Source organism: Gemella morbillorum, from assembly GCF_900476045.1.
Taxonomy (GTDB): domain Bacteria; phylum Bacillota; class Bacilli; order Staphylococcales; family Gemellaceae; genus Gemella; species Gemella morbillorum.
Genome location: NZ_LS483440.1, coordinates 1,164,682 through 1,186,446 on the forward strand (window position 1 = coordinate 1,164,682; position 21,765 = coordinate 1,186,446).

Annotated in this window: 20 protein-coding genes; 4 read left to right on the top strand and 16 right to left on the bottom strand. The window is 33.1% G+C overall.

What is annotated here, in order from left to right; all coding sequences use genetic code 11:
* Positions 1–312 precede the first annotated feature (312 nt).
* The 4 genes from tuf to rpsL all read right to left on the bottom strand — a co-directional run bounded on the left by tuf (position 313) and on the right by rpsL (position 4,726).
* On the bottom strand, positions 313–1,500 hold the full coding sequence (tuf, locus tag DQN46_RS05665; RefSeq protein ID WP_003144664.1) for an elongation factor Tu: 1,188 nt from the start codon (positions 1,498–1,500) through the stop codon (positions 313–315).
* 114 nt (positions 1,501–1,614) lie between these two features.
* A complete protein-coding gene (gene fusA / locus DQN46_RS05670) occupies positions 1,615–3,690 on the bottom strand; it encodes an elongation factor G (protein ID WP_111743298.1) in 2,076 nt (691 codons plus the stop codon).
* Positions 3,691–3,790: 100 nt separating this feature from the next.
* On the bottom strand, positions 3,791–4,261 hold the full coding sequence (gene rpsG, locus DQN46_RS05675; RefSeq protein ID WP_111743299.1) for a 30S ribosomal protein S7: 471 nt from the start codon (positions 4,259–4,261) through the stop codon (positions 3,791–3,793).
* Positions 4,262–4,306: 45 nt separating this feature from the next.
* On the bottom strand, positions 4,307–4,726 hold the full coding sequence (gene rpsL, locus DQN46_RS05680; RefSeq protein WP_003146927.1) for a 30S ribosomal protein S12: 420 nt from the start codon (positions 4,724–4,726) through the stop codon (positions 4,307–4,309).
* A gap of 413 nt (positions 4,727–5,139) precedes the next feature.
* Here rpsL and DQN46_RS05685 point away from each other — a divergent pair, with 413 nt between their 5' ends.
* Both DQN46_RS05685 and DQN46_RS05690 read left to right on the top strand, forming a co-directional pair.
* Positions 5,140–5,883: an ABC transporter ATP-binding protein gene (locus DQN46_RS05685; RefSeq protein ID WP_111743300.1), complete on the top strand. Its 744-nt coding sequence runs from the start codon at positions 5,140–5,142 to the stop codon at positions 5,881–5,883.
* A 1-nt stretch (position 5,884) separates the two neighbouring features.
* Positions 5,885–7,483: a hypothetical protein gene (locus tag DQN46_RS05690; protein WP_111743301.1), complete on the top strand. Its 1,599-nt coding sequence runs from the start codon at positions 5,885–5,887 to the stop codon at positions 7,481–7,483.
* A gap of 43 nt (positions 7,484–7,526) precedes the next feature.
* Here the strand turns inward: DQN46_RS05690 and DQN46_RS05695 are convergent, their stop codons facing one another.
* From DQN46_RS05695 to pyrR, 12 genes are all read right to left on the bottom strand, one after another.
* Positions 7,527–8,852, bottom strand: a complete 1,326-nt coding sequence (locus tag DQN46_RS05695; protein ID WP_111743302.1) for a DUF438 domain-containing protein — start codon at positions 8,850–8,852, stop codon at positions 7,527–7,529.
* A complete protein-coding gene (locus DQN46_RS05700) occupies positions 8,852–9,085 on the bottom strand; it encodes a DUF1858 domain-containing protein (RefSeq protein ID WP_040461945.1) in 234 nt (77 codons plus the stop codon). Before DQN46_RS05700 ends, DQN46_RS05695 begins: the two co-directional genes overlap by 1 nt.
* Positions 9,086–9,271: 186 nt before the next feature.
* Positions 9,272–9,886 (bottom strand): orotate phosphoribosyltransferase, encoded by a 615-nt coding sequence (gene pyrE / locus DQN46_RS05705; protein WP_111743303.1) that lies wholly within the window; start codon positions 9,884–9,886, stop codon positions 9,272–9,274.
* 13 nt (positions 9,887–9,899) lie between these two features.
* Complete coding sequence (gene pyrF, locus DQN46_RS05710) at positions 9,900–10,604, bottom strand: orotidine-5'-phosphate decarboxylase (protein WP_111743304.1); 705 nt, start codon at positions 10,602–10,604, stop codon at positions 9,900–9,902.
* A gap of 18 nt (positions 10,605–10,622) precedes the next feature.
* Entirely contained in the window at positions 10,623–11,537 is a 915-nt protein-coding gene (locus DQN46_RS05715; RefSeq protein ID WP_111743305.1) for a dihydroorotate dehydrogenase, read from the bottom strand.
* A gap of 8 nt (positions 11,538–11,545) precedes the next feature.
* On the bottom strand, positions 11,546–12,310 hold the full coding sequence (locus DQN46_RS05720; RefSeq protein WP_111743306.1) for a dihydroorotate dehydrogenase electron transfer subunit: 765 nt from the start codon (positions 12,308–12,310) through the stop codon (positions 11,546–11,548).
* Between the two features lie 109 nt (positions 12,311–12,419).
* Positions 12,420–12,776, bottom strand: coding sequence for an Imm51 family immunity protein (locus DQN46_RS05725; RefSeq protein ID WP_111743307.1), 357 nt, complete (start codon positions 12,774–12,776; stop codon positions 12,420–12,422).
* A 10-nt stretch (positions 12,777–12,786) separates the two neighbouring features.
* On the bottom strand, positions 12,787–15,963 hold the full coding sequence (gene carB, locus DQN46_RS05730; protein WP_111743308.1) for a carbamoyl-phosphate synthase large subunit: 3,177 nt from the start codon (positions 15,961–15,963) through the stop codon (positions 12,787–12,789).
* A 56-nt stretch (positions 15,964–16,019) separates the two neighbouring features.
* Entirely contained in the window at positions 16,020–17,111 is a 1,092-nt protein-coding gene (gene carA, locus DQN46_RS05735) for a glutamine-hydrolyzing carbamoyl-phosphate synthase small subunit (protein WP_111743309.1), read from the bottom strand.
* A 46-nt stretch (positions 17,112–17,157) separates the two neighbouring features.
* Positions 17,158–18,438: a dihydroorotase gene (locus DQN46_RS05740; RefSeq protein WP_111743310.1), complete on the bottom strand. Its 1,281-nt coding sequence runs from the start codon at positions 18,436–18,438 to the stop codon at positions 17,158–17,160.
* 14 nt (positions 18,439–18,452) lie between these two features.
* Positions 18,453–19,334, bottom strand: coding sequence for an aspartate carbamoyltransferase catalytic subunit (locus DQN46_RS05745; RefSeq protein WP_111743311.1), 882 nt, complete (start codon positions 19,332–19,334; stop codon positions 18,453–18,455).
* Positions 19,335–19,534: 200 nt separating this feature from the next.
* Positions 19,535–20,059: a bifunctional pyr operon transcriptional regulator/uracil phosphoribosyltransferase PyrR gene (pyrR, locus tag DQN46_RS05750; protein ID WP_004634158.1), complete on the bottom strand. Its 525-nt coding sequence runs from the start codon at positions 20,057–20,059 to the stop codon at positions 19,535–19,537.
* Positions 20,060–20,308: 249 nt separating this feature from the next.
* Between pyrR and DQN46_RS05755 the strand changes: the two genes are divergently transcribed.
* Entirely contained in the window at positions 20,309–21,466 is a 1,158-nt protein-coding gene (locus tag DQN46_RS05755; protein WP_111743312.1) for a M20 metallopeptidase family protein, read from the top strand.
* Between the two features lies 1 nt (position 21,467).
* Positions 21,468–21,749, top strand: coding sequence for an amidohydrolase (locus DQN46_RS05760; RefSeq protein ID WP_111743313.1), 282 nt, complete (start codon positions 21,468–21,470; stop codon positions 21,747–21,749).
* Positions 21,750–21,765 lie beyond the last annotated feature (16 nt).

The following is a 21,765-nucleotide window of genomic DNA, read 5'->3' on the forward strand; positions in this document are numbered from 1 at the left end:
TACCCAATATCCCTAGAGTAATTAGGATTTATTCTAATAATATATAAAATCATATTATTTCCCCTATACTACCTTTAAACATATTATACACCTCTTACAGAATTTCTGCAAGGATTTATTAAAAATAGTACGTATTCTCTAATGAAAATACAAAAAAAAATAATTTTACAGTAAAAACACAATATTAATACATATAATATTTTGAAACTAAAAAATAACTCTAATTAAATACGAACATTATGTAAATCTATATTTAATATATAAAAAAAGCAAGGTGAAATTCACCTTGCTTTTTTTGTTTCAATTCAATTATTATTTAACGATTGAAGTTACAACACCTGAACCTACAGTACGTCCACCTTCACGAATTGAGAAACGAGTTCCTTCTTCGATAGCGATTGGAGAAATAAGTTCTACGTTGATTGATACGTTGTCCCCAGGCATTACCATTTCAGTACCTTCTGGTAAAGTAACTACACCAGTTACGTCAGTAGTACGGAAGTAGAATTGTGGACGGTAGTTTGTGAAGAATGGAGTGTGACGTCCACCTTCTTCTTTAGATAATACGTACACATCAGCTACGAATTGAGTATGTGGAGTGATTGTTTTAGGAGCTGCTAAAACTTGTCCACGTTCGATATCTTCACGAGCAACACCACGTAATAATGCACCGATGTTATCTCCTGCTTCAGCGTAATCTAATAATTTACGGAACATTTCAACACCTGTTACAGTAGTTGAAGCTGGTTCTTCAGTTAATCCAACGATTTCTACTACGTCACCAACTTTAACTTGTCCACGTTCAACACGTCCAGTAGCAACTGTACCACGACCTGTGATTGAGAACACGTCCTCAACTGGCATCATAAATGGTTTAGCGTTATCACGTTCTGGAGTTGGGATGTACTCGTCAACTGTTTCCATTAATTCGATGATAGCTTTTTCAGCATCTGCATCTCCTTCAAGAGCTTTAAGAGCTGAACCTTTGATTACTGGTAGTTCATCTCCATCAAATCCGTATTCAGATAATAGTTCACGAACTTCCATTTCTACTAATTCTAATAACTCTTCGTCATCAACCATATCACATTTGTTTAAGAATACAACAATTTTAGGTACTCCAACGTTACGAGATAATAGGATGTGTTCACGAGTTTGAGCCATAGGACCATCTGTAGCAGCGATTACTAAGATAGCTCCGTCCATTTGAGCAGCACCAGTGATCATGTTTTTAACATAGTCAGCGTGTCCTGGGCAGTCTACGTGTGCGTAGTGACGGTTTGGAGTTTCATACTCGATGTGAGAAGTGTTGATTGTGATACCACGTTCTCTTTCTTCTGGTGCGTTATCGATTGAAGCGTAGTCTTTAGCTTCTCCACCATATGTTTTTGCTAAAACAGTAGCGATAGCTGCTGTTAAAGTAGTTTTACCGTGGTCAACGTGACCAATTGTTCCAATGTTAGCATGTGTTTTACTACGGTCAAATTTTTCTTTTGCCATTTTATAAAATCTCTCCTTAAATTTAATTTAATATACATTAGTCACATAGCAATCTATGATAACTATATTTTATAATGTTACAACAAAAATTGCAACTATAAAGGGTAATTTTTATTACCCTTTATTTTTTTTGATAATTTCTTCAGAAATTGATTTTGGTACTTCTTCATAGTGGTCGAATACCATTGAGTAAGTACCACGTCCTTGAGTTGAAGAACGTAAAGAAGTTGCATATCCGAACATTTCAGATAATGGTACTGAAGCACTTACTACTTGAGCATTACCACGAGCTTCCATACCTTCAACACGTCCACGACGTGAAGTGATATCACCCATGATGTCTCCTAAGTATTCTTCAGGCATAACAACTTCAACTTTCATGATTGGTTCTAAGATTACTGGGTTACATTTTTTAGCAGCTTCTTTAAGAGCTAATGATGCAGCAACTTTGAACGCCATTTCAGATGAGTCGACATCGTGGTATGATCCATCGAATAATTTAGCTTTAACGTCGATTAATTCGTATCCAGCTAATACTCCGTTTGCCATAGAGTCTTTAAGCCCTGCTTCTACAGCTGGGATGTATTCACGAGGAACAACCCCCCCAACGATAGCATTTTCGAACTCAAATCCTGCACCTGGTTCATTTGGAGTAAACTCAATCCATACGTCCCCGTATTGTCCACGTCCACCAGATTGACGAGTGAATTTACCTTGTACTTGTGCAGCTTGTTTGAATGTTTCACGGTAAGATACCATTGGAGCACCTACAGTACATTCAACTTTGAATTCACGACGCATACGGTCAACGATAATATCTAAGTGAAGCTCACCCATACCTGCGATGATAACTTGTCCAGTTTCTTCATCAGTTCCTGCGCGGAATGTCGGGTCTTCTTCTTGTAATTTTTGTAAAGCTGTAGACATTTTATCTTGGTCAGCTTTAGATTTTGGTTCAACTGAAAGTTGGATAACTGGTTCTGGGAATTCCATTGATTCTAAGATAACTTCGTTTTTCTCATCACAAAGTGTATCACCAGTTGTAGTATCTTTAAGACCAACAGCTGCTGCGATATCTCCAGCATATACTTCAGAGATTTCTTCACGAGTGTTAGCGTGCATTTGTAAGATACGTCCTACACGTTCACGTTTACCTTTTGTTGAGTTTTTAACGTATGATCCAGATGAAAGAATACCTGAGTACACACGGAAGAATGTAAGTTTCCCTACGAATGGGTCAGTCATAACTTTGAAAGCTAAGGCTGCAAATGGCTCTTCATCAGAAGAGTGTCTTTCGATTTCTTCATCTGTATCTGGGTTAGTACCTTTAATTGCTGGTACATCTAATGGAGATGGTAGATAAGCTACTACAGCATCTAGCATTGGTTGTACCCCTTTATATTTGAATGCAGATCCACATACTACTGGGAAGAATTCTACTGATAAAGTAGCTTTACGAATAGCAGCTTTAAGCTCATCTACTGTAATTTCTTCTCCACCTAAGTATTTTTCCATGAAGTCTTCATCGAATTCTGCAACAGCCTCGATTAATTTTTCACGGTATTCTTCGGCTTGATCTTGGTATTCAGCTGGGATTTCTTTTTCTACAAGATTTTCCCCAACGCTTCCTTCGTTATAGATAGCTTTCATTTCAACAAGGTCAATAACACCTTCGAATAAATCTTCAGCTCCGATTGGAAGTTGAATTGGGTGTGCATTAGCTTGTAATCTATCATGGATTGTTCCTACAGAATATAGGAAATCTGCTCCTGTTTTATCCATTTTGTTAACGAATACGATACGAGGAACTCCATAAGTTGTTGCTTGACGCCAAACTGTTTCTGTTTGAGGTTCAACACCTGATTGCGCATCAAGTACAGCAACTGATCCATCAAGTACACGAAGTGAACGTTCAACCTCAACAGTGAAGTCTACGTGTCCTGGCGTATCGATGATGTTAATACGGTGATTTTTCCATTGAGCAGTTGTTGCAGCAGATGTGATAGTGATACCACGTTCTTGCTCTTGTTCCATCCAGTCCATTTGAGCATTACCATCATGAGTATCCCCAATTTTATGGATTTTCCCAGTGTAGAACAAAATACGCTCTGTTGCAGTTGTTTTACCTGCGTCGATGTGAGCCATGATACCGATATTACGTGTATCTTTTAAAGAAAATGCTCTAGTCATGAGTCAATTTTCTCCTTTCATAATTTTTAAAGTTTTTGAGTAATTTGTCTTTTATAGTGAAAAACTCAAGCTATAAAATAGCTTGATATTCACCCTATAATTACCAACGATAGTGAGCAAACGCTTTGTTAGCTTCAGCCATTTTGTGAGTATCTTCACGTTTCTTAACAGCTGAACCAGTGTTATTTGCTGCGTCTAAAATTTCATTAGCTAAACGTTGTTCCATAGTTTTTTCTCCTCTTAAACGAGAATAGTTAACTAACCAACGTAGACCTAATGTTATTCTTCTTTCAGCGCGTACTTCTACTGGTACTTGGTAGTTAGAACCACCAACACGACGAGCACGAACTTCAAGAACAGGCATAATGTTGTTTAATGCTTCTTCGAAAACTTCCATAGCATCACGTCCTGATTTTTCTTTAATTAAATCAAACGAAGAATATAAAATTCTTTGTGCTGTACCGCGTTTCCCATCTAGCATTAATTTGTTAATCAATTTTGTAACTAATTTTGAGTTATAAATTGGATCTGGCAAAACATCACGTTTTGCAACTGGACCTTTACGTGGCATAGAATTTGCCTCCTTTCACAATATTCTTTATCAAATTTTATCTAATTATTTTTTCTCTTTTGGTTTTTTAGCACCGTATAGTGAACGTCCTTGTTTACGGTCGTTAACTCCTGCAGTATCTAAAGCTCCACGGATAATGTGGTAACGTACCCCTGGTAAGTCTTTTACACGTCCTCCACGAATAAGTACAACACTGTGTTCTTGTAGGTTGTGTCCGATACCTGGGATATATGCTGTTACTTCGATTTGGTTTGATAAACGAACACGTGCATATTTACGTAAAGCTGAGTTAGGTTTTTTAGGTGTCATAGTCCCAACACGAGTACACACCCCACGTTTTTGTGGTGAAGAAATGTTAGTTTCTTTCTTTCTTTGAGAGTTATACCCTTTGTTAAGAGCTGGTGAATCTGATTTCGATACTTTTGATTTACGAGGTTTACGAACTAATTGGTTAATAGTTGGCATTTTTCTGGTTTCCTCCTTTCCTAAATATTTACATTTTATGAATCACACTTCCAGGTGGTTCATAACTTCAAATTTTTTATAAGCCATAAAATGACTTTACACAGAGTGCTTTTGCACTCACGTATAAAATAATAACACTTTTATTTTTCATTGTCAAGCATTTTTTTAAACTTTTTCACTATCTTTTAAAGCTTTTATCTCAACTTTTTAGTTTTACACACTTCCAGGTGTATCGAATTTCAAGTTTAAAACTCACATTTCCAGGTGTATCTTAATTGTAATTATCTTTTTATTTCCCCGTCTTCTGTAAAGCTATTAAAAAAAATACAGTTTTACTTTACTTATAAATACTATCTTTTAACCTCTATAACTGTTATAATTAAAATACTTAATTTTATAGGAGGAAATACATTATGATAGAATTCAAAAATGTCTCAAAACAATACGACTCTAAATTGGCATTAGACAATCTTAATCTTACTATTAACGATGGAGAAATATTTGGACTAATAGGTCACAACGGAGCTGGAAAATCTACAGCTATAAAGGCTTTAACTAGTATAATTGAAGTTAGCAACGGGGATATTCTTTTTGATAATATGAACTTACGTGAGAATCGACTAGAATGTAAAAAACAAATAGGCTATGTCCCTGATAGTCCTGACATATTTTTAACTTTATCACCTTATGAATATTGGTCTCTAATTGCCAACCTTTATGAACTTGATGAAAAAACAACAGAAGAGCGTATATACGAATACTCTAAGTTATTTAACATGATAGGCGTTGAACATCAAGAAATAAATTCATTTTCTCATGGTATGCGTCAAAAAGTTTTTCTTATAGCTGCCCTTCTATCTAACCCTCGCTTTTGGATAATGGATGAGCCAATGACTGGACTTGATCCACAAGCAGCTTTTGATTTAAAGAATCTTATGAAAGAACATACAAAGCAAGGTCATAGCGTATTATTTTCTACACATGTCTTAGAAGTTGCAGAACATCTATGTGATAGAATTGGTATTCTTAGCCATGGTAAACTTATTTTTGTCGGAACACTTGATGAGTTAAGAGCACAACAGGAAGGAAACTCGCTCGAAGAAATTTATCTTAACCTAATCAAAAGTTCTAATCGATATAATCTAGGTGGTGTTTAATATGCGTTGGAATATCATAAAAAATTTATTTTTTACTAACTTGATGTATGTTAATCCTATGCAAACAGCAAAATATAGAAAAAAATATAAGGGAACTGCTGATATTAGAAAGAAAATATTTAATAATCTATTACTTTTAAATATACTTAATATAGTCGTCTTCTATATATTATTCGGTAATTCAATGTTTAGCAGTGTTCTAGCAGGTCCTTCTTATAAATACATACTATTATTTTTAATTATAATGACTGCTTTAACACTATCAACAACATTTTTAAATATGTTTTATGAAAGCAAAGATACCCATTCTTTACTACCGCTACCCGTTAGCGAGAAAGAATTATTTATTGGGAAGTTTTTAGTATTACTTTTCCAACTATCCGGATTATTTATCCCTGTGATTGTAATTAACTTTATTATAGCAATTAATACAGAATTTTCATTAATACAGATTATAATTTCTCTTATTTACTCATTATGCATAATTATTATTATTTCTGGAGGCCTAACATTACTTTTATCTACAATTACATACATACCTAATTTTGAAAAAAATAAAAATAAAATTAATGGTATTATTATAATATTCGGATTACTATTAGGAGCAGGGTATGTTATCTTATCTAAAGAACTTGTTTCTAATGATTTAATGTTACTGCAAACAAAATATAGAGGAGACTTTTTCTTTGATATACTAACAAAAGAGTCTTATATGAATTTACTTATCTTGATTATCATTACTATTGTTATAGCTGTTTTAGTGAATACTTTAGTGGCTAAAAAATATTTAAATGATATTCATAGAATAGCTGGTGTTCATAAAACAACTTTAAACTCAAAACAAAAAGAACACAAAGAAAGAAGTTCTAAAAACAGCTCTCTAAATGCAAAACTAATCAAACGTAATTTTAATCTATTTAGTCATGGTACACTTCTTGCTAATATTTTCTCTAGTTATTTATTATCTATTATAATTTTTGCCGGAGCTGTAATACAAATAAGACGTGAAGGTGGAATCCAACTTGGAATAGAATTCTATCCTTTTGCAATTTGTTTCGGATTTTCAATGGCATTACTTATGATGTCTAGTCCTATCAGTTTTACAGGTGTTGCAATCTCGCTTGAAAAACAAGATTACTATCACTTGAAATCTTTGCCGATGGATTTTAAAAAATATATGAAAACAAAATTTATTGTAAGTACGTTCCTTCAAATTTCTTTAGGTATTATTATATTCATGATAATGCTTATATTTGCTGGAATATCAATTGAATTATTTATTATTACTATTTTTTCATATATCATTACCGGTATAGCTATAGCATTTTATAGTTTTACTAGAGATTTTAATAAACTTTATTTAAACTGGAATAATATACTCGAACTTAGTACTCGAGGAATGAGTCAGATATTACTTGGGATAATTGGATTCTTATCTTTTATCGGATTAATAATATTAAATACTGCTACTATTTTCTTGTTATTAGAGTATCCAAGCGTATCTCATATTTTGGGAGTAATTTATGCGATATTAATTATAGTTGCTATTACTCTAACTAGTATGAAAGCAAAAAAACAAGTTTTTGACAAAATATTTTAAATTTAAAAGCAACGTTAAGTAATTTTTTAACGTTGCTCTTTTCTTATAATTCTCTATTAAAATCTGTATCTATATCTCGATATGGTTTTATATCTTGAACATATTCTAATACACCTTCAAATTCACCTTTTTCATTACGAACTGCTGCATAAGTTATATGAACAAATTTCCCTCGTGATTCTGATTTAAACCACATCTCATACTTATCTTTTTTTCCTTCTCGAAGATTTTGCATTATTATTTTTACTTTCTCAAAATACTTCGGAGGATGACAAAGTTCTACATTACGTCCAATTTGGCTTGGCACACGAGGAAATATCATTTCTTCTTCACCTATTTGTTTATTATAGTATTGAAAAATATCATCTTTATTTACGAAAGTAATCTCTAATGGCAAATGATTCAAAATTAAATTTGCTTGTTCAACAGATAAATAACCTTCTCCAAATTTCTGTTGACTATCTCTATTTATTATTTCCTCTTTTTTATTTGGTTTAAAGGAAATAGTAAACTCTCCTTCTGATGTTTTTATAACTTTTGTAAGTTCATCTTGAACAGTTTCTTCTGCATCTACATTATCTGCATTTTGTTCAAAATCTTCACGATGCGGAATCCATTCTTCTGTTGGTGTTATTATTGCATAACCATAAATTGCACTATCGTGAGCTATAGTTAGCCAATCATCTTGACTAAATGTTTCAAGAAGAATCATAAGTAAAATAGATTCCTCTTTAAAAATCATTTCTTCAAACTCTTTTACAAATATTTCAAATTTCTCTTTAATTTCTAATATATCTGCGTTTGGAAGCTTCTGAACCTCATTAAGAACCTCTTTAAACAAATCACGAATTTCATCATCAACTCCCCACATAACTTTTGGTGGAGCTGTGTGACCATAGCGTTCCATTAAAGGAAACATCAATTCTTCTTTTCGTTTATAATGTATATCAAAAGTTCCTAATAAGTTTAGTTGGCGATTTAAACCTTTTAATACCGCTCCTTGCATTTCCTCATCTTCAACATTCTTATAATTATCTAAAATACGACGTATACGAATAATAGCAGCTCTAAAAGCTAGGTTCTCTTGTTTAAACACTTGAACCGGATGCCCTGGATGTTCACTATCAGTTACTTCAACATCTTTTATCGCACCTTTAAATAAATTAGCATGTACATTACACAATTTCATAACATCTTCAAAGGTAACTCCAGAATCAGAGTTCATAAGTTCATGTTCCATTAGGCTAATCTCTATTGCAGAGACACCTGTAAAGTGTTTGTCAAATTCCTCTTGAACGTTTTCTGCACTCTCACCGTTATGAAGCCTAAGCAATATATCTTTTAATACTTCTATTCTTTTTTCAGCCATTAGTCTAACCCCACTACCTCATAACCATTCATTTCTAATGTTGAAATGATAGTTTCTAATTTGATTCCTGCTAATTTAGAACCCATCCTTAATGAAGTTTTTCTGCCAACTGTATTCCTCATAATTGGATTTGCTAATGGTTTAAACCCTAAATCAACCAAGATATCTAATACCTCTGGGTGTTTATCTACTACCTGTGCAACAGGTATACTTACATCAATTATATTATCCATTTTCATTACCTCACTAGCTCATATTATTATCATAATTATAACATAAAGCATTGATAATCTCTATCATGAATTATTAATAGAAAAATAAAGAAGATTAGTATATTTCTACTAATCTTCCTCAACACTTTCTAGATTAATTAATAACAAAAACTACTTTCTCTATATACTAATTTTAATAGAAAATAACTATAAATTATTTCTCCACTCAAGAAGTTTTTCCACATCTTCTTGTTTGATATAATTACTAGCTACCGCTTCTTCTATTAAGAAATTGTAGTTTGTTAATGTATGATATTCTACATTATCTGTTACAAAGGCATCTTGTGCTTTTTTAAGTTCATAACTGAAAATTGCAACCACCCCTAGAACCTCGGCTCCAGCTTCTTCTAATGCTTTTGCAACTTTTAATGAAGAAAGCCCTGTTGATATCAAGTCCTCTATAATAACAACTTTTTGTCCTTCTAATAATTTACCTTCTATTTGATTTGTTTTACCATGTTTTTTAGCAGAATCTCTCACATAAATCATTGGAAGATCAAGTACTTCACTTACCCATGCTGCATGAGGAATACCAGCTGTTGCAGTTCCAGCTACTACCTCTACTTCTGGGAATTTTTCTTTAATAACTTTGCTCATTCCGGCAGCAATTTCACGACGAATTTTTGGATATGACATTGTAATTCTATTATCACAGTAAATTGGTGATTTAATTCCTGATGTCCAAGTAAAATAATCATTTGGTCTTAATGCCACCGCTTCTATATCTAACAAGTGTTTAGCTATTGTTCTTTCTAAAGTCATGTTTATTCTCCTTTTAATATTTCTTCGTAAATTGTTCTTTTATTAAGTTGTAAACTTCAAGTGGATTTTTAGCTTTTGTTATTGAACGACCCACTACAATGTGAGTACTTCCCTCACAAGCAGCACGTTCCGGTGTTGCTACACGCTTTTGGTCACCCACTTCATCAGTCTCAAGCCTTATACCTGGTGTTACTTTTAAAAATTCTTCTCCACAATTTTCTTTAATTACTTTCGCTTCCCATACAGAAGATACTACCCCATCTAGACCAGCTTTTTTAGCAAGTTTTGCATAATTTATTACACTCTCTTCTAAACTTACACCTACTAACTGCTCTTCTTTTACTTGTTTTTCAGAAGTAGATGTTAATTGTGTTATTGCTATAACATTAGTTTCCGCGCTTCCACCTTCAATCATTCCGCGTTTTGCTGCAGCAAGCATCTCATATCCCCCTGCTCCATGAACAGTAAGTATATCAACTTTGAATTGTGCTAATCCTTTTGTTGCTCCATAAACTGTATTTGGAATATCATGCAATTTTAAATCTAAAAAGACTTTATGTCCTAAAGATTTTATTTTTTCCAATACTACTGGACCATTTTGAAGATACAGTTCCATTCCGACTTTTACAAAAAGTTTTTCATCTCCAAATTTTTCTAAGAAATTTATAGTATCTTCCAGTGTAGGAAAGTCTAATGCTATTATTACATCTTTGTTCATAATAATTCTCCTTTTCATTTATTTATAAGCACGTCCACGTAACTCTAATATATGATTTACCCCAAGCTCATCAAGTGCTGATTCGAGTTTATCGATAATTTTTGGACAAGCATATGGGTCTGTAAAGTTTGCTGTGCCAACTGCTACAGCACTGGCTCCTGCCGAGATAAAATCAATTACATCCCATTCATCCATAATACCACCCATTCCTATAATTGGAATATTGACAGCTTGACTTACTTGGTAAACCATCCTTATTGCTACGGGTTTAACCGCTGGACCAGATAACCCTCCCGTTACATTGGCTATTATAGGTTTTCCTGTTTTTCTATCTAACCTAACTCCAACTAAAGTATTAATCATCGTAATTCCATCTGCGCCACCTTCTTCTACAGCTTTCGCCATCGCTACTATATCTGTAACATTTGGAGAAAGCTTAACGTAGACTGGCACACTCGAAACTGCTTTCACTTTTTGTGTAAGATTTTTTGCTATTTCTGGATCAGTTCCAAATTGAATACCACCATGTTTAACGTTAGGACATGAAATATTTAATTCTAAGGCATAAACATTTGGCGACTTACTAATATGTTCAGCAACATAAACATAGTCATCTATTTCACTACCTGCAACATTAGCTATTATAGGAACATCGTATTTTTCTAATTCTTTTAATTTAGTTTCCATTATTTCATGAACGCCTGGATTTTGTAATCCAATTGCATTCAACATTCCACTTGATGTTTCTGCAACGCGTGGTGTTGGATTACCAAAACGTGGTTCTTTTGTTGCTGCTTTTATCATAATTGCTCCTAATTTGGATAAATCATAAAAATTCGCATACTCTAATCCGAAAGCAAAACATCCTGATGCTGGCATTACTGGATTTTTAAGATCTAAACCTGGTAATTTTACCCTTAATCTCTCGCTCATACTTCCTCCTATAATGCTATTTCTTTCGAGTCATAGACTGGCCCATCATAACAAACTCTTGAGATACTTCCATCTTGTTTTTCACAAACACAGGCATAGCACGCACCAACACCACAGGCCATTCTCTCTTCTAATGAAATATAACCAATTTTTTCTTTATCCATTTCAGTTAGTGCTTTTAACATTGCCAGTGGCCCACAACTATAGTATTTATCATACTTAATTTTCTTATATTCAATAACATTAGTAACAAAGCCTGCTTCACCATAACTTCCATCAGCAGTTGCTACATAAGTTGTTCCTAATTCTGCGAATTTTTCTTCATAAAAAACATCTTTTTTATTATTAAAACCTAGTATATGAATAGTATTTATCCCTGCATTTCTGAACTGCTTTGCAAGTTCATATAAGGGAGGCACGCCAATTCCTCCGCCTACTAAAAGTGCTGTTTGACCTTTTTCTAATGAACTTATATTGTATCCTTTCCCTAAGGGTCCCAGTACATCTACTAAATCTCCAGGCTCCAACTCAGAAATCTTTATTGTCCCTGCACCATCCGCGCGATAAATCATCACAAAGGTATTCTTATCCTTATTAATTTCACAAATTGAAATAGGTCTTCTTAGTAAAAACTCATAACCATTATTTACCTTTATATTAACGAATTGTCCTGGAGTATTCATTTCACAAACTATATCACCATGTAATTCTATTCTAAATATCTTATCGGCAATTTTTTCGTTACTTACTACTGTTGTTAAATAAGTATCCATCTACACACTCCTTCTCATGAAAAAGGAGAAGATAACTTTAAATATTGATTTTATAGAATCAAATCTATCAAGTTAACTTTCTCCCCTTTTCATTAAATTTTTATAGTTGTTAATCCCATTCTATATTAGCAGCTTCTTCTTTTATAACTTTATATAATTTTTCCTCATTTTCAATTAAGTCAATTATAATTACTTTGAACTTTTCTGCTTTAATTTCGTTTTCTGGCGTATAATCATAGTACACTGTAAACATTCCTGCTTCTGGATCAAAATCTATCCCCTCTAATATTTCTGGATAGTTTTTTCCAAGGTAATAATTGAAAAATGCCTCCCAATTATATCCATTCATATAAGCATCTGCACAAATCTCATTCATTTTTTCGCCAATATCAAATGGTTTATCCTGCTCAATATTAAATGTAAGATTAATTATATTCCCATATTTCATGATTTTTACATAATCCATGACTTTTCTCCTATAATGGTAAGATGCTAAATGAAATTGATTCTAATACTTTTAGTAAAGCATCCGCTGTATCAAGTGATGTTAGACATACAATTTCTTGTTCACTTGCTACACGGCGAATCTTAAAGCCGTCTTTTGTTACATCTTTATCTTTTGATGTTGTATTAACTACTACATCCACATCTCCATTGTAAATTGCATCTAAAACGCTGTACTTGCTTTGATTAATTTTTCCAACAGCAGTTACTCGTAATCCATTTTCTGCTAGGAACTTCGCTGTTCCTTCTGTAGCAAGTAGGTTATAGCCAATATCAGAAAAGCGTTTAGCTATATTTAGTGCTTCTTGTTTATCATCATCACTAATTGTAAATAGAATATTTCCTTGATCGCTTATTTTAATACCTGCTGCAAGTAACCCTTTATATAGAGATTTTTCTAAAGTAGAGTCACTTCCCATTACTTCTCCTGTTGATTTCATCTCAGGTCCAAGTGTTGTATCAACATCTTTAAGTTTTTGGAAACTAAATACTGGAACTTTCGTATAAACATTTGTACTTTCTGGTAATAACCCTGTCTCATATCCTTTAGATTTAAGTGTTTCGCCTATAATTGCACCAGCTGCAAGCTTAGCCATCGGTACTCCTGTAATTTTACTTAAGAATGGTACTGTACGTGAACTACGTGGATTTACTTCAAGAACAAATACTTCACCTTTGCTTATTACATACTGGATATTTAATAATCCAACAATATTCAATCCTTTTGCCAACTTAATAGTATATTCTATAAGCTTATCCTTTTCATTTTGAGTTAATGTTTGCGGCGGGTAAACTGCTATTGAGTCTCCAGAGTGAACCCCTGCTCGTTCAATATGTTCCATAATACCTGGAATTATAACTGTTTCGCCATCGCTAATTGCATCAACTTCAATTTCACGTCCTACTAAGTAACGGTCAGTTAATACAGGATGTTCTGGGCTTAATTTAACTGCTGTTTTCATATAACGACGTAATTCTGATTCTTCATAAACAATTTCCATAGCACGTCCACCAAGTACGTAAGAAGGTCTTACTAATACTGGATAGCCGATTTCCTCAGCATTTTTAACTGCTGTTTCTACATCAAAGGCCGTTTTTCCTAATGGTTGTGGGATTTCAAGCTTGCGTAATAATTCTTCGAACTTATCGCGATCTTCCGCATTATCAATTTCTTCTAACGCTGTTCCTAATATTTTTACACCATGTTTTTCTAATTTTGCAGCAAGATTAATTGCTGTTTGTCCACCGAATTGAACCACAACTCCAATTGGATTTTCATGGTTAATTATTGCCATTACATCTTCTTCTGTTAATGGTTCAAAGTAAAGTTTATCAGAAATTGTAAAGTCTGTTGATACAGTCTCCGGGTTATTGTTAACGATAATCGCTTCATAACCTGCATCTTTAATCGCCATTACAGCATGCACTGTTGCATAGTCAAACTCTACCCCTTGACCTATACGAATTGGCCCAGACCCAAGAACAACAATTTTCTTTTTATCACTAACAATAGATTCTTCTTCTTGCTCATAACTTGAATAGAAGTATGGTGTTTCTGATACGAATTCTGCTGCACAGGTATCTACCATTTTGAACACTGGCGTAATATTTTTTTCTTGACGTAGCATGTAGATTTCATCTTCTGTAGTATTCCAACGATGAGCAATTACTTTGTCAGAAAAACCATATTTTTTAGCATATTCTAATAAATCTGTATTACCTACATTATCTTTCAAATCATGTTCGATATCGATAATATTTTGCATTTTTTCTAAGAAAAACATATCTATTTTAGTTATATCATGGATATCTTTTGTGCTTTGTCCACGACGTAGCGCTTCTCCAATGAAGAATAATCTCTCATCACCTGCTTGTTTTACTTTATCCAAAATTTCTTCTAAAGTAAACTCATCACCATTAGGTAATCCTAAATGATGAACTCCGTATTCAAGAGAACGGATAGCTTTTAATAAACTTTCTTCATAAGTTCTACCCATCGCCATAACTTCCCCAGTAGCTTTCATCTGAGTTCCAAGTTTTCTATCAGCATTTTCAAACTTATCAAACGGGAAACGTGGGATTTTACTTACAACATAGTCAAGTGTTGGCTCGAAACATGCATAAGAATTTTTTGTAACTGGGTTTATAATTTCATCTAGTGTTAAACCAACTGCAATTTTTGCTGCGATTTTTGCAATTGGATATCCTGTGGCTTTTGAAGCTAGCGCTGATGAACGTGATACCCTTGGATTTACTTCGATAATATAATATTTGAATGATTCCGGATCAAGTGCAAGCTGAACATTACATCCACCTTCAATTTTTAATGCGCGAATAATCTTTAATGACACATCACGCAACATGTGATACTCTCTGTCCGTTAATGTTTGAGATGGCGCTACTACAACTGAATCCCCTGTATGAATACCAACTGGATCTATATTTTCCATATTACATACTACAATCGCAGTGTCATTTGAGTCACGCATTACTTCATATTCAATTTCTTTAAACCCAGCTATAGATTTTTCTAATAAACATTGTGTTACTGGCGAATAATGTAATCCACTACTAACAATTTCTTCTAAATCTTTTTCGTTATAGCAGATTCCTCCTCCAGTTCCTCCCATCGTAAACGCTGGACGAACAATTACTGGATAGCCAATCTCAGCGACAAAATCATATGCTTCCTCTACAGTAGTTATAATTGCAGATTCTGGAACTGGTTCATTGAGTTCATTCATAAGATTTCTAAATAATTCACGGTCCTCCGCTTGTTCTATCGAACTAAGTTTAGTTCCTAATAATTCCACTCCATATCTATCTAATACACCACTTTTGTGAAGTTCTACTGCAAGGTTAAGTCCTACTTGTCCTCCCAATGTCGGTAGCAGCGCATCAGGACGCTCTTTTCTTATAATTTTACTAACAAACTCCAAAGTTAATGGTTCCATATAAACTTTGTCTGCTATTTCTTTATCTGTCATTATCGTCGCTGGATTAGAGTTCACTAAAATAACTTCGTATCCTTCTTCTCTTAAAGAAAGACATGCTTGTGTCCCAGCATAGTCAAACTCTGCTGCTTGACCGATTGTAATCGGTCCAGATCCTATTACTAAAATAGTTTTTATATCATTACGTTTTGGCATTTTTATTCTCCTTAATTTAGCATTGATACTTTAGATTCTTACTATAAAATTTTGTGTTATTTTTTACTTTCTTTGAATTCTCTCATATTATCGATAAATTGATCGAATAAGTGGTTAGGGTCGTGTGGTCCTGGTGATGCTTCAGGATGGTATTGTACTGAAAATACTGGATATTTTTTATGACGAACACCTTCACATGTTTTATCATTTACTGAAAGATGTGTAAGTTCTAATTCTGTATCTTTTAATGAGTCAATATCAACACTATATCCATGGTTTTGTGATGTTATATCAACTTTACCTGTAAGTAAATTTTTAACCGGATGATTAGCTCCACGGTGCCCAAATTTTAATTTATAAGTTTTTGCACCAGACGCAAGCGATATAAGTTGATGTCCCATGCAAATTCCAAAAATTGGAATCTTAGGCATTACTTCTTTAAGCATTTCAATAGTTTCTGGAACATCTGTTGGATCTCCAGGTCCATTACTTAGCATTATTCCATCTGGATTTAATCTGAAAATTTCTGCAGCAGTTACGTTATGAGGTACTACTACGATATCACAATTACGTTCGTTTAACTCTCTTAAAATACCTGATTTCATTCCAAGGTCGACTAATACAACTCTATACCCATTACCTGATGATAAAAATGCTTTAGGTGTTGAAACTTGTTCAATTTGATTTGTTGGTAAATTAGTATTTCTTAATTTTTCCAATTCTTCTATTGGATCCATACAAAGATCTGTAATTATCCCTTTAATCGTACCGTGTTCTCTTATCTTTCTAGTTAAACTACGTGTGTCGATTCCTGAAATTCCTGGTATATCTAATTCCTTTAAAACCTCATCTAAACTATATTCTGTTCTAAAGTTTGATGGCTTTTTACAAACTTCACGAACAACTAAACCTTTAATGCTTGGATTAATTGTTTCAAAGTCATCTCTATTTATTCCATAATTTCCGATTAAAGGATACGTAAACGTAACTATTTGACCGTTGTATGATGGATCTGATAATGTTTCTTGGTATCCTGTCATTCCTGTATTAAATACTACCTCTCCTGCCATAGTTTTATTCGCACCAAAACCATAGCCTTTATAAACCGTTCCATCTTCTAATATTAGCTGTCTATCATAACTGTACATAGCTTTTCTCACTTTCTTAGTTTTTCATATTATTAAATTTTATATCTTATATATCAAATACTTCTGAATCTTTATAAGCTACTTTCCCTTCGCTTAGTGTTAAAACTGGTATTCCGTAAATTTCTTCACCTACATATGGTGTATTACGCCCTTTTGATAAGAATTTTTCTGGATCAATTTTTAATGATTTTTCTAAATCAATTACTACTAAATCTGCATATCCATTTTCTTCTAGGCGACCATAAGGTAATCCAAATGTATCTGCTACTTTTTCAGTCATTAATTTCACTAATAAATCTAGTGAGAATACACCAGTTTTTACAAATTTTGTATAAAGTTGACTAAACGCTGTTTCACTACCAACAATACCAAAAGCTGCTTTACGCATTGTTAAATCTTTTTCATGTGTTGCGTGTGGTGCATGGTCTGTAGCAATAACATCAATTGTACCATCTAATAATCCTGCTATTAAAGCATTTCTATCTTCTCGCGCGCGTAAAGGTGGATTCATTTTCCACATTCCATTATCTTCTGGAATATCCATTTCATCACTTATAAGATGGTGAGGACAAACTTCACATGTGACTTTTATTCCTGCTGCTTTTGCTTCTCTTACAACACGTACTGATTCTTTTGTTGATACGTGGCACACATGATAATGACAACCTGCTGCTTCTGCTAGTAACACATCACGTGCAATTTGAACACTTTCACAAACTGATGGTATACCCGGAAGATCAAGTTCACGACTACGACGACCGCAGTGCATACACCCCCCACGAATGAGTGAATTATCTTCACAGTGTGCAACGATAGCTTTGTTTAACTTCGCAGCAACCATCATTGATTCGTACATCATATTAGCGTCTTGAACACCACGACCATCATCACTAAATGCAAAAACATAGTCTACTAATTCCTCAAACTCAGCGTAATCCTTTCCTAGTTCACCTTTTGTAATTGCACCATATGGTATAGCTCGTATAACACTATCTCGTTCAATAATATCCAATTGTATTTTTAGATTTTCATAATTATCTGGTACTGGATCTAAGTTCGGCATTGGCATAGCTGTTGTAAATCCACCACGAGCTGCCGCACGAGATGCATGATAAATATTTTCTTTATATTCAAATCCTGGTTCTCTCCAATGAACGTGAACATCAATAAATCCAGGAGAAACAAACTTTCCTTCTAAATCTAAAACTTTCTCAACATTTTCTTGGATATTTTTATCAATTTTCACGATTTTTTTATCATCAATCAAAATATCCTTACTAACTAGAACCCCATTTTTTAAAATTTTACCATTTTTTAAAAGTAGCATATCTTTTCTCCTTCTTATAAATTATTATCTTTTATTATTTTTTCAATCATTGCTTGGCGCATAAACATACCATTTTTCATCTGTTCAAAGATTACAGATTTAGGTGCTTCAACTAATTCAGTATCAATTTCCATTCCACGATTAACTGGTGCAGGATGCATTACTATTGCACTTTCTTTCAATTTATTATAGCGTTCTTTTGTTAAGCCATAATTATTATGATATTCCTCTTTTGAAAGCCCCATTTTTGAATCATGCCTTTCATGTTGAACGCGCAGTAACATACAGACATCTACTTTATCGATAATCTCATCAAAATCAACTACATCTCCTAAAGTTTCATCTTTGAAGATATCTGGACATACAAATTTAACTTTAGCTCCTAATCTTGTCAACATATTATAATTACTTCTTGCGACACGAGAATTCCTAATATCACCAGCAATTATAATATTCAGATTTTCAAAAGTTCCAAATTTTTCGTACATTGTCATTAGGTCAAGTAGACACTGGCTTGGATGTTCTCCACTTCCATCACCACCGCTTAAAATTGGTATATTTAGGTTTGATAATTCATTGTAATATGCATCTTGGCTATGACGAATAACCAGCATATTGCAGCCTAACATCTCCAATGTTTTACAAGTATCATAAAGTGTTTCTCCTTTATTAACTGATGATGTTGCTGCATCAAAGTTTATAACATTAAATCTATGTTTATGCTCTGCAACCTCAAAACTGTGTTTTGTACGTGTTGAATTTTCAAAGAATAAATTCGCTACAAAAAGGTCTTCTCTAGCTTCTACCTTAGCTCCATTCTTAAGTTCTAAAGCACGAGTTATAAGTTCGTATACCTCTGCATTTGTTAAGTCTGACATTTTTACTATGTTCTTCATAGTGTTCCTCCATTTTTTTAATAAAAAATACCTTGCGTCCAAAGACAACAAGGCATGATTTCATAATCAACTTAAATTTAAATTCTAGTAATAGATACACTAAAACTTAGTTATATCTAAATACAGCTATACTATTCTAGTATATACTTTAAATTCAATCCCTTGTTAGCCTCTCTGGACTAGCTTAAAAAGACTTATATTTAAATTAATAATATTTCTTCACTTTTATCAACTTCTTTAAGATAAACTTTAACATTCTCTTTTTTCGAAGTTGGGATATTTTTTCCAATATGATCTGCACGAATCGGAAGTTCACGATGACCACGATCAACTAATATTGCAAGACGAATAGCTTTAGGACGGCTAACATCCATAATTGCATCAATAGCAGCACGTACAGTTCTTCCAGTGTATAATACATCATCAACAATAATAACAACTTTTTTATTCAAATCTAGTTTAAACTTCGGTGTTGTAATTTCAGGCTCAAAACTTTGCTTTTCAAGATCATCACGATAAAACTTAATATCTAAACTTTCAACTGGAATATTAATATTTTCAATCTCACCAATCTTTTGTTTTAATCTTTTAGCAATATAAATTCCTCTTGTTTGAATTCCTACTAAAACTATTTCTTCTAATTTATTTTGCTCAATAATTTCATTAGCAATTCTTGTAATCATTCTTGAAATCATTACTTCATCAAAAAGAACTCTTTTTTTCATACTTCACCTCAAAAAAATAACCTACTCATAAGAGCAGGACAGCATGTTTAAACTAGGTATATTCATTCCAATAAAACTAATCTTTGCTGACCTCTCTGGATCACATTAAAGATACATTATTTAAATTATTATTAGTATATATTATATTAGTAGAAATGTCAAATATTTACCTACCAACTTTGACTTAATAAAAGTACAAAACAATGGTATAATTACTTTATACAATAACTTAATTGAACGGAGAAAATTATGCTTTCGCTACTTATTAAAGAAGAAATTAAAAATTACTTTCCTGAGATGGTAAAATTACGTCGATATATGCATATGAATCCAGAAGTATCATTTCATGAAAAGAATACAGCAAAATTTATTGAAAATTATTTAAGAGAATTAGGTATTAAAGATGTTAAAACAAATATTGGTCTTAATGGTGTTGTAGCACGAATCAAAGGAAAAGACTCAAGTAAAACTCTTGCTTTCAGAGCTGACTTTGACGCGCTCCCTATCAACGATGAAAAAGATGTTGACTACAAATCTAAAATTCAAAATACCATGCATGCCTGCGGTCATGATGGCCACACAGTATCTTTACTTACTACTTGCAAAGTTTTAATGGAAAACATCGATAAACTTCCTTATGATATTGTCGCAATTTTCCAATATGGTGAAGAACAAGCTCCTGGTGGTGCTAAACCAATGATTGATGCCGGTTGTTTAGAAAATGTTGATGCAATCTTTGGTGCTCATCTTTGGACTCCGCTTCCGCTAGGAACTTTAGGTTATGGCTATAGTGAGCTTTGTGCAGCTGCTGATAGATTCGAAATAAAAATTACTTCTAATAAAAATTCAAATTTAATTGCTGCAGATTTTATATCACAAACACAACAAATAGTTTCGCGCTTTGCAAAACCACGAGAAACTCTAGTAATTACCCTTGGAAAATTAGAAAGTACTAAAAATAATGCTAGTATTACTGGTACAATACGTCATTTTAATAAAGAACTTCATAAAATGGTGATATCTAAACTAAAAAAACTTTGTTTATCATTAGAAAAGGAATATGAAAACGCAACTATAGAATTTATCTACTATGGTGGTTATCCGCCACTTATAAATCATAAAAATGCCGTTAAAGAAATTATAACAGCAACGTCTGCTACCCTTCCAGAAATAAAACTTAAAGAAATCGAGCCACTAATGATTGGTGAAGATTTTGCATATTATCTAGAAAATATTCCAGGGGCATTCTTTTTAATCGGTGCTGGTAATAATACTTTTGCTAAATATCCTCATCATCACCCAAAATTTGATTTCGAAGAAAAAGTTATGACGCATACTGCTTCAATATTTCTCAACTTAGCATTAAATGCTGATAAAGTTATTAAAAATCTTAAGGAGGAGCAATAATATGGAAAAATACAAACTCTCTATTTTTGGAAAAGGTGGCCATGGAGCAGAGCCTGATGAAGCGATTGATACAACCATTATTACCAGTGAATTTGTTAGAAAAAGTACAAAATATAAAAATATAGAGATAATTTCTGTTATCAGCGGTACTTCCTTTAATGTTATCTCCGGAAAAGCAGAAATTATTTTAGAAACTGATAACTTAAATAAAATAAAAAATTTAATAGAAGCTATTCTAGTTTATTACGGAGAAGAAACTACATACGATTTAACCTGTTTATAAAAAAATAGAAGTTACT

What these genes read in the sequence shown, in the direction of transcription:
- DQN46_RS05725 (WP_111743307.1), bottom strand. Translation starts at nt 12,776, where the DNA reads ATGGATTATGTAAAAATCATGAAATATGGGAATATAATTAATCTTACA.
- DQN46_RS05755 (WP_111743312.1), top strand. Translation starts at nt 20,309, where the DNA reads ATGCTTTCGCTACTTATTAAAGAAGAAATTAAAAATTACTTTCCTGAG.
- DQN46_RS05715 (WP_111743305.1), bottom strand. Translation starts at nt 11,537, where the DNA reads ATGAGCGAGAGATTAAGGGTAAAATTACCAGGTTTAGATCTTAAAAAT.
- carA (WP_111743309.1), bottom strand. Translation starts at nt 17,111, where the DNA reads ATGTACAGTTATGATAGACAGCTAATATTAGAAGATGGAACGGTTTAT.
- DQN46_RS05760 (WP_111743313.1), top strand. Translation starts at nt 21,468, where the DNA reads ATGGAAAAATACAAACTCTCTATTTTTGGAAAAGGTGGCCATGGAGCA.
- DQN46_RS05690 (WP_111743301.1), top strand. Translation starts at nt 5,885, where the DNA reads ATGCGTTGGAATATCATAAAAAATTTATTTTTTACTAACTTGATGTAT.
- DQN46_RS05685 (WP_111743300.1), top strand. Translation starts at nt 5,140, where the DNA reads ATGATAGAATTCAAAAATGTCTCAAAACAATACGACTCTAAATTGGCA.
- tuf (WP_003144664.1), bottom strand. Translation starts at nt 1,500, where the DNA reads ATGGCAAAAGAAAAATTTGACCGTAGTAAAACACATGCTAACATTGGA.
- rpsL (WP_003146927.1), bottom strand. Translation starts at nt 4,726, where the DNA reads ATGCCAACTATTAACCAATTAGTTCGTAAACCTCGTAAATCAAAAGTA.
- fusA (WP_111743298.1), bottom strand. Translation starts at nt 3,690, where the DNA reads ATGACTAGAGCATTTTCTTTAAAAGATACACGTAATATCGGTATCATG.
- DQN46_RS05700 (WP_040461945.1), bottom strand. Translation starts at nt 9,085, where the DNA reads ATGGATAATATAATTGATGTAAGTATACCTGTTGCACAGGTAGTAGAT.
- DQN46_RS05695 (WP_111743302.1), bottom strand. Translation starts at nt 8,852, where the DNA reads ATGGCTGAAAAAAGAATAGAAGTATTAAAAGATATATTGCTTAGGCTT.
- DQN46_RS05740 (WP_111743310.1), bottom strand. Translation starts at nt 18,438, where the DNA reads ATGCTACTTTTAAAAAATGGTAAAATTTTAAAAAATGGGGTTCTAGTT.
- rpsG (WP_111743299.1), bottom strand. Translation starts at nt 4,261, where the DNA reads ATGCCACGTAAAGGTCCAGTTGCAAAACGTGATGTTTTGCCAGATCCA.
- pyrF (WP_111743304.1), bottom strand. Translation starts at nt 10,604, where the DNA reads ATGAACAAAGATGTAATAATAGCATTAGACTTTCCTACACTGGAAGAT.
- DQN46_RS05720 (WP_111743306.1), bottom strand. Translation starts at nt 12,310, where the DNA reads ATGGATACTTATTTAACAACAGTAGTAAGTAACGAAAAAATTGCCGAT.
- DQN46_RS05745 (WP_111743311.1), bottom strand. Translation starts at nt 19,334, where the DNA reads ATGAAGAACATAGTAAAAATGTCAGACTTAACAAATGCAGAGGTATAC.
- pyrR (WP_004634158.1), bottom strand. Translation starts at nt 20,059, where the DNA reads ATGAAAAAAAGAGTTCTTTTTGATGAAGTAATGATTTCAAGAATGATT.
- pyrE (WP_111743303.1), bottom strand. Translation starts at nt 9,886, where the DNA reads ATGACTTTAGAAAGAACAATAGCTAAACACTTGTTAGATATAGAAGCG.
- carB (WP_111743308.1), bottom strand. Translation starts at nt 15,963, where the DNA reads ATGCCAAAACGTAATGATATAAAAACTATTTTAGTAATAGGATCTGGA.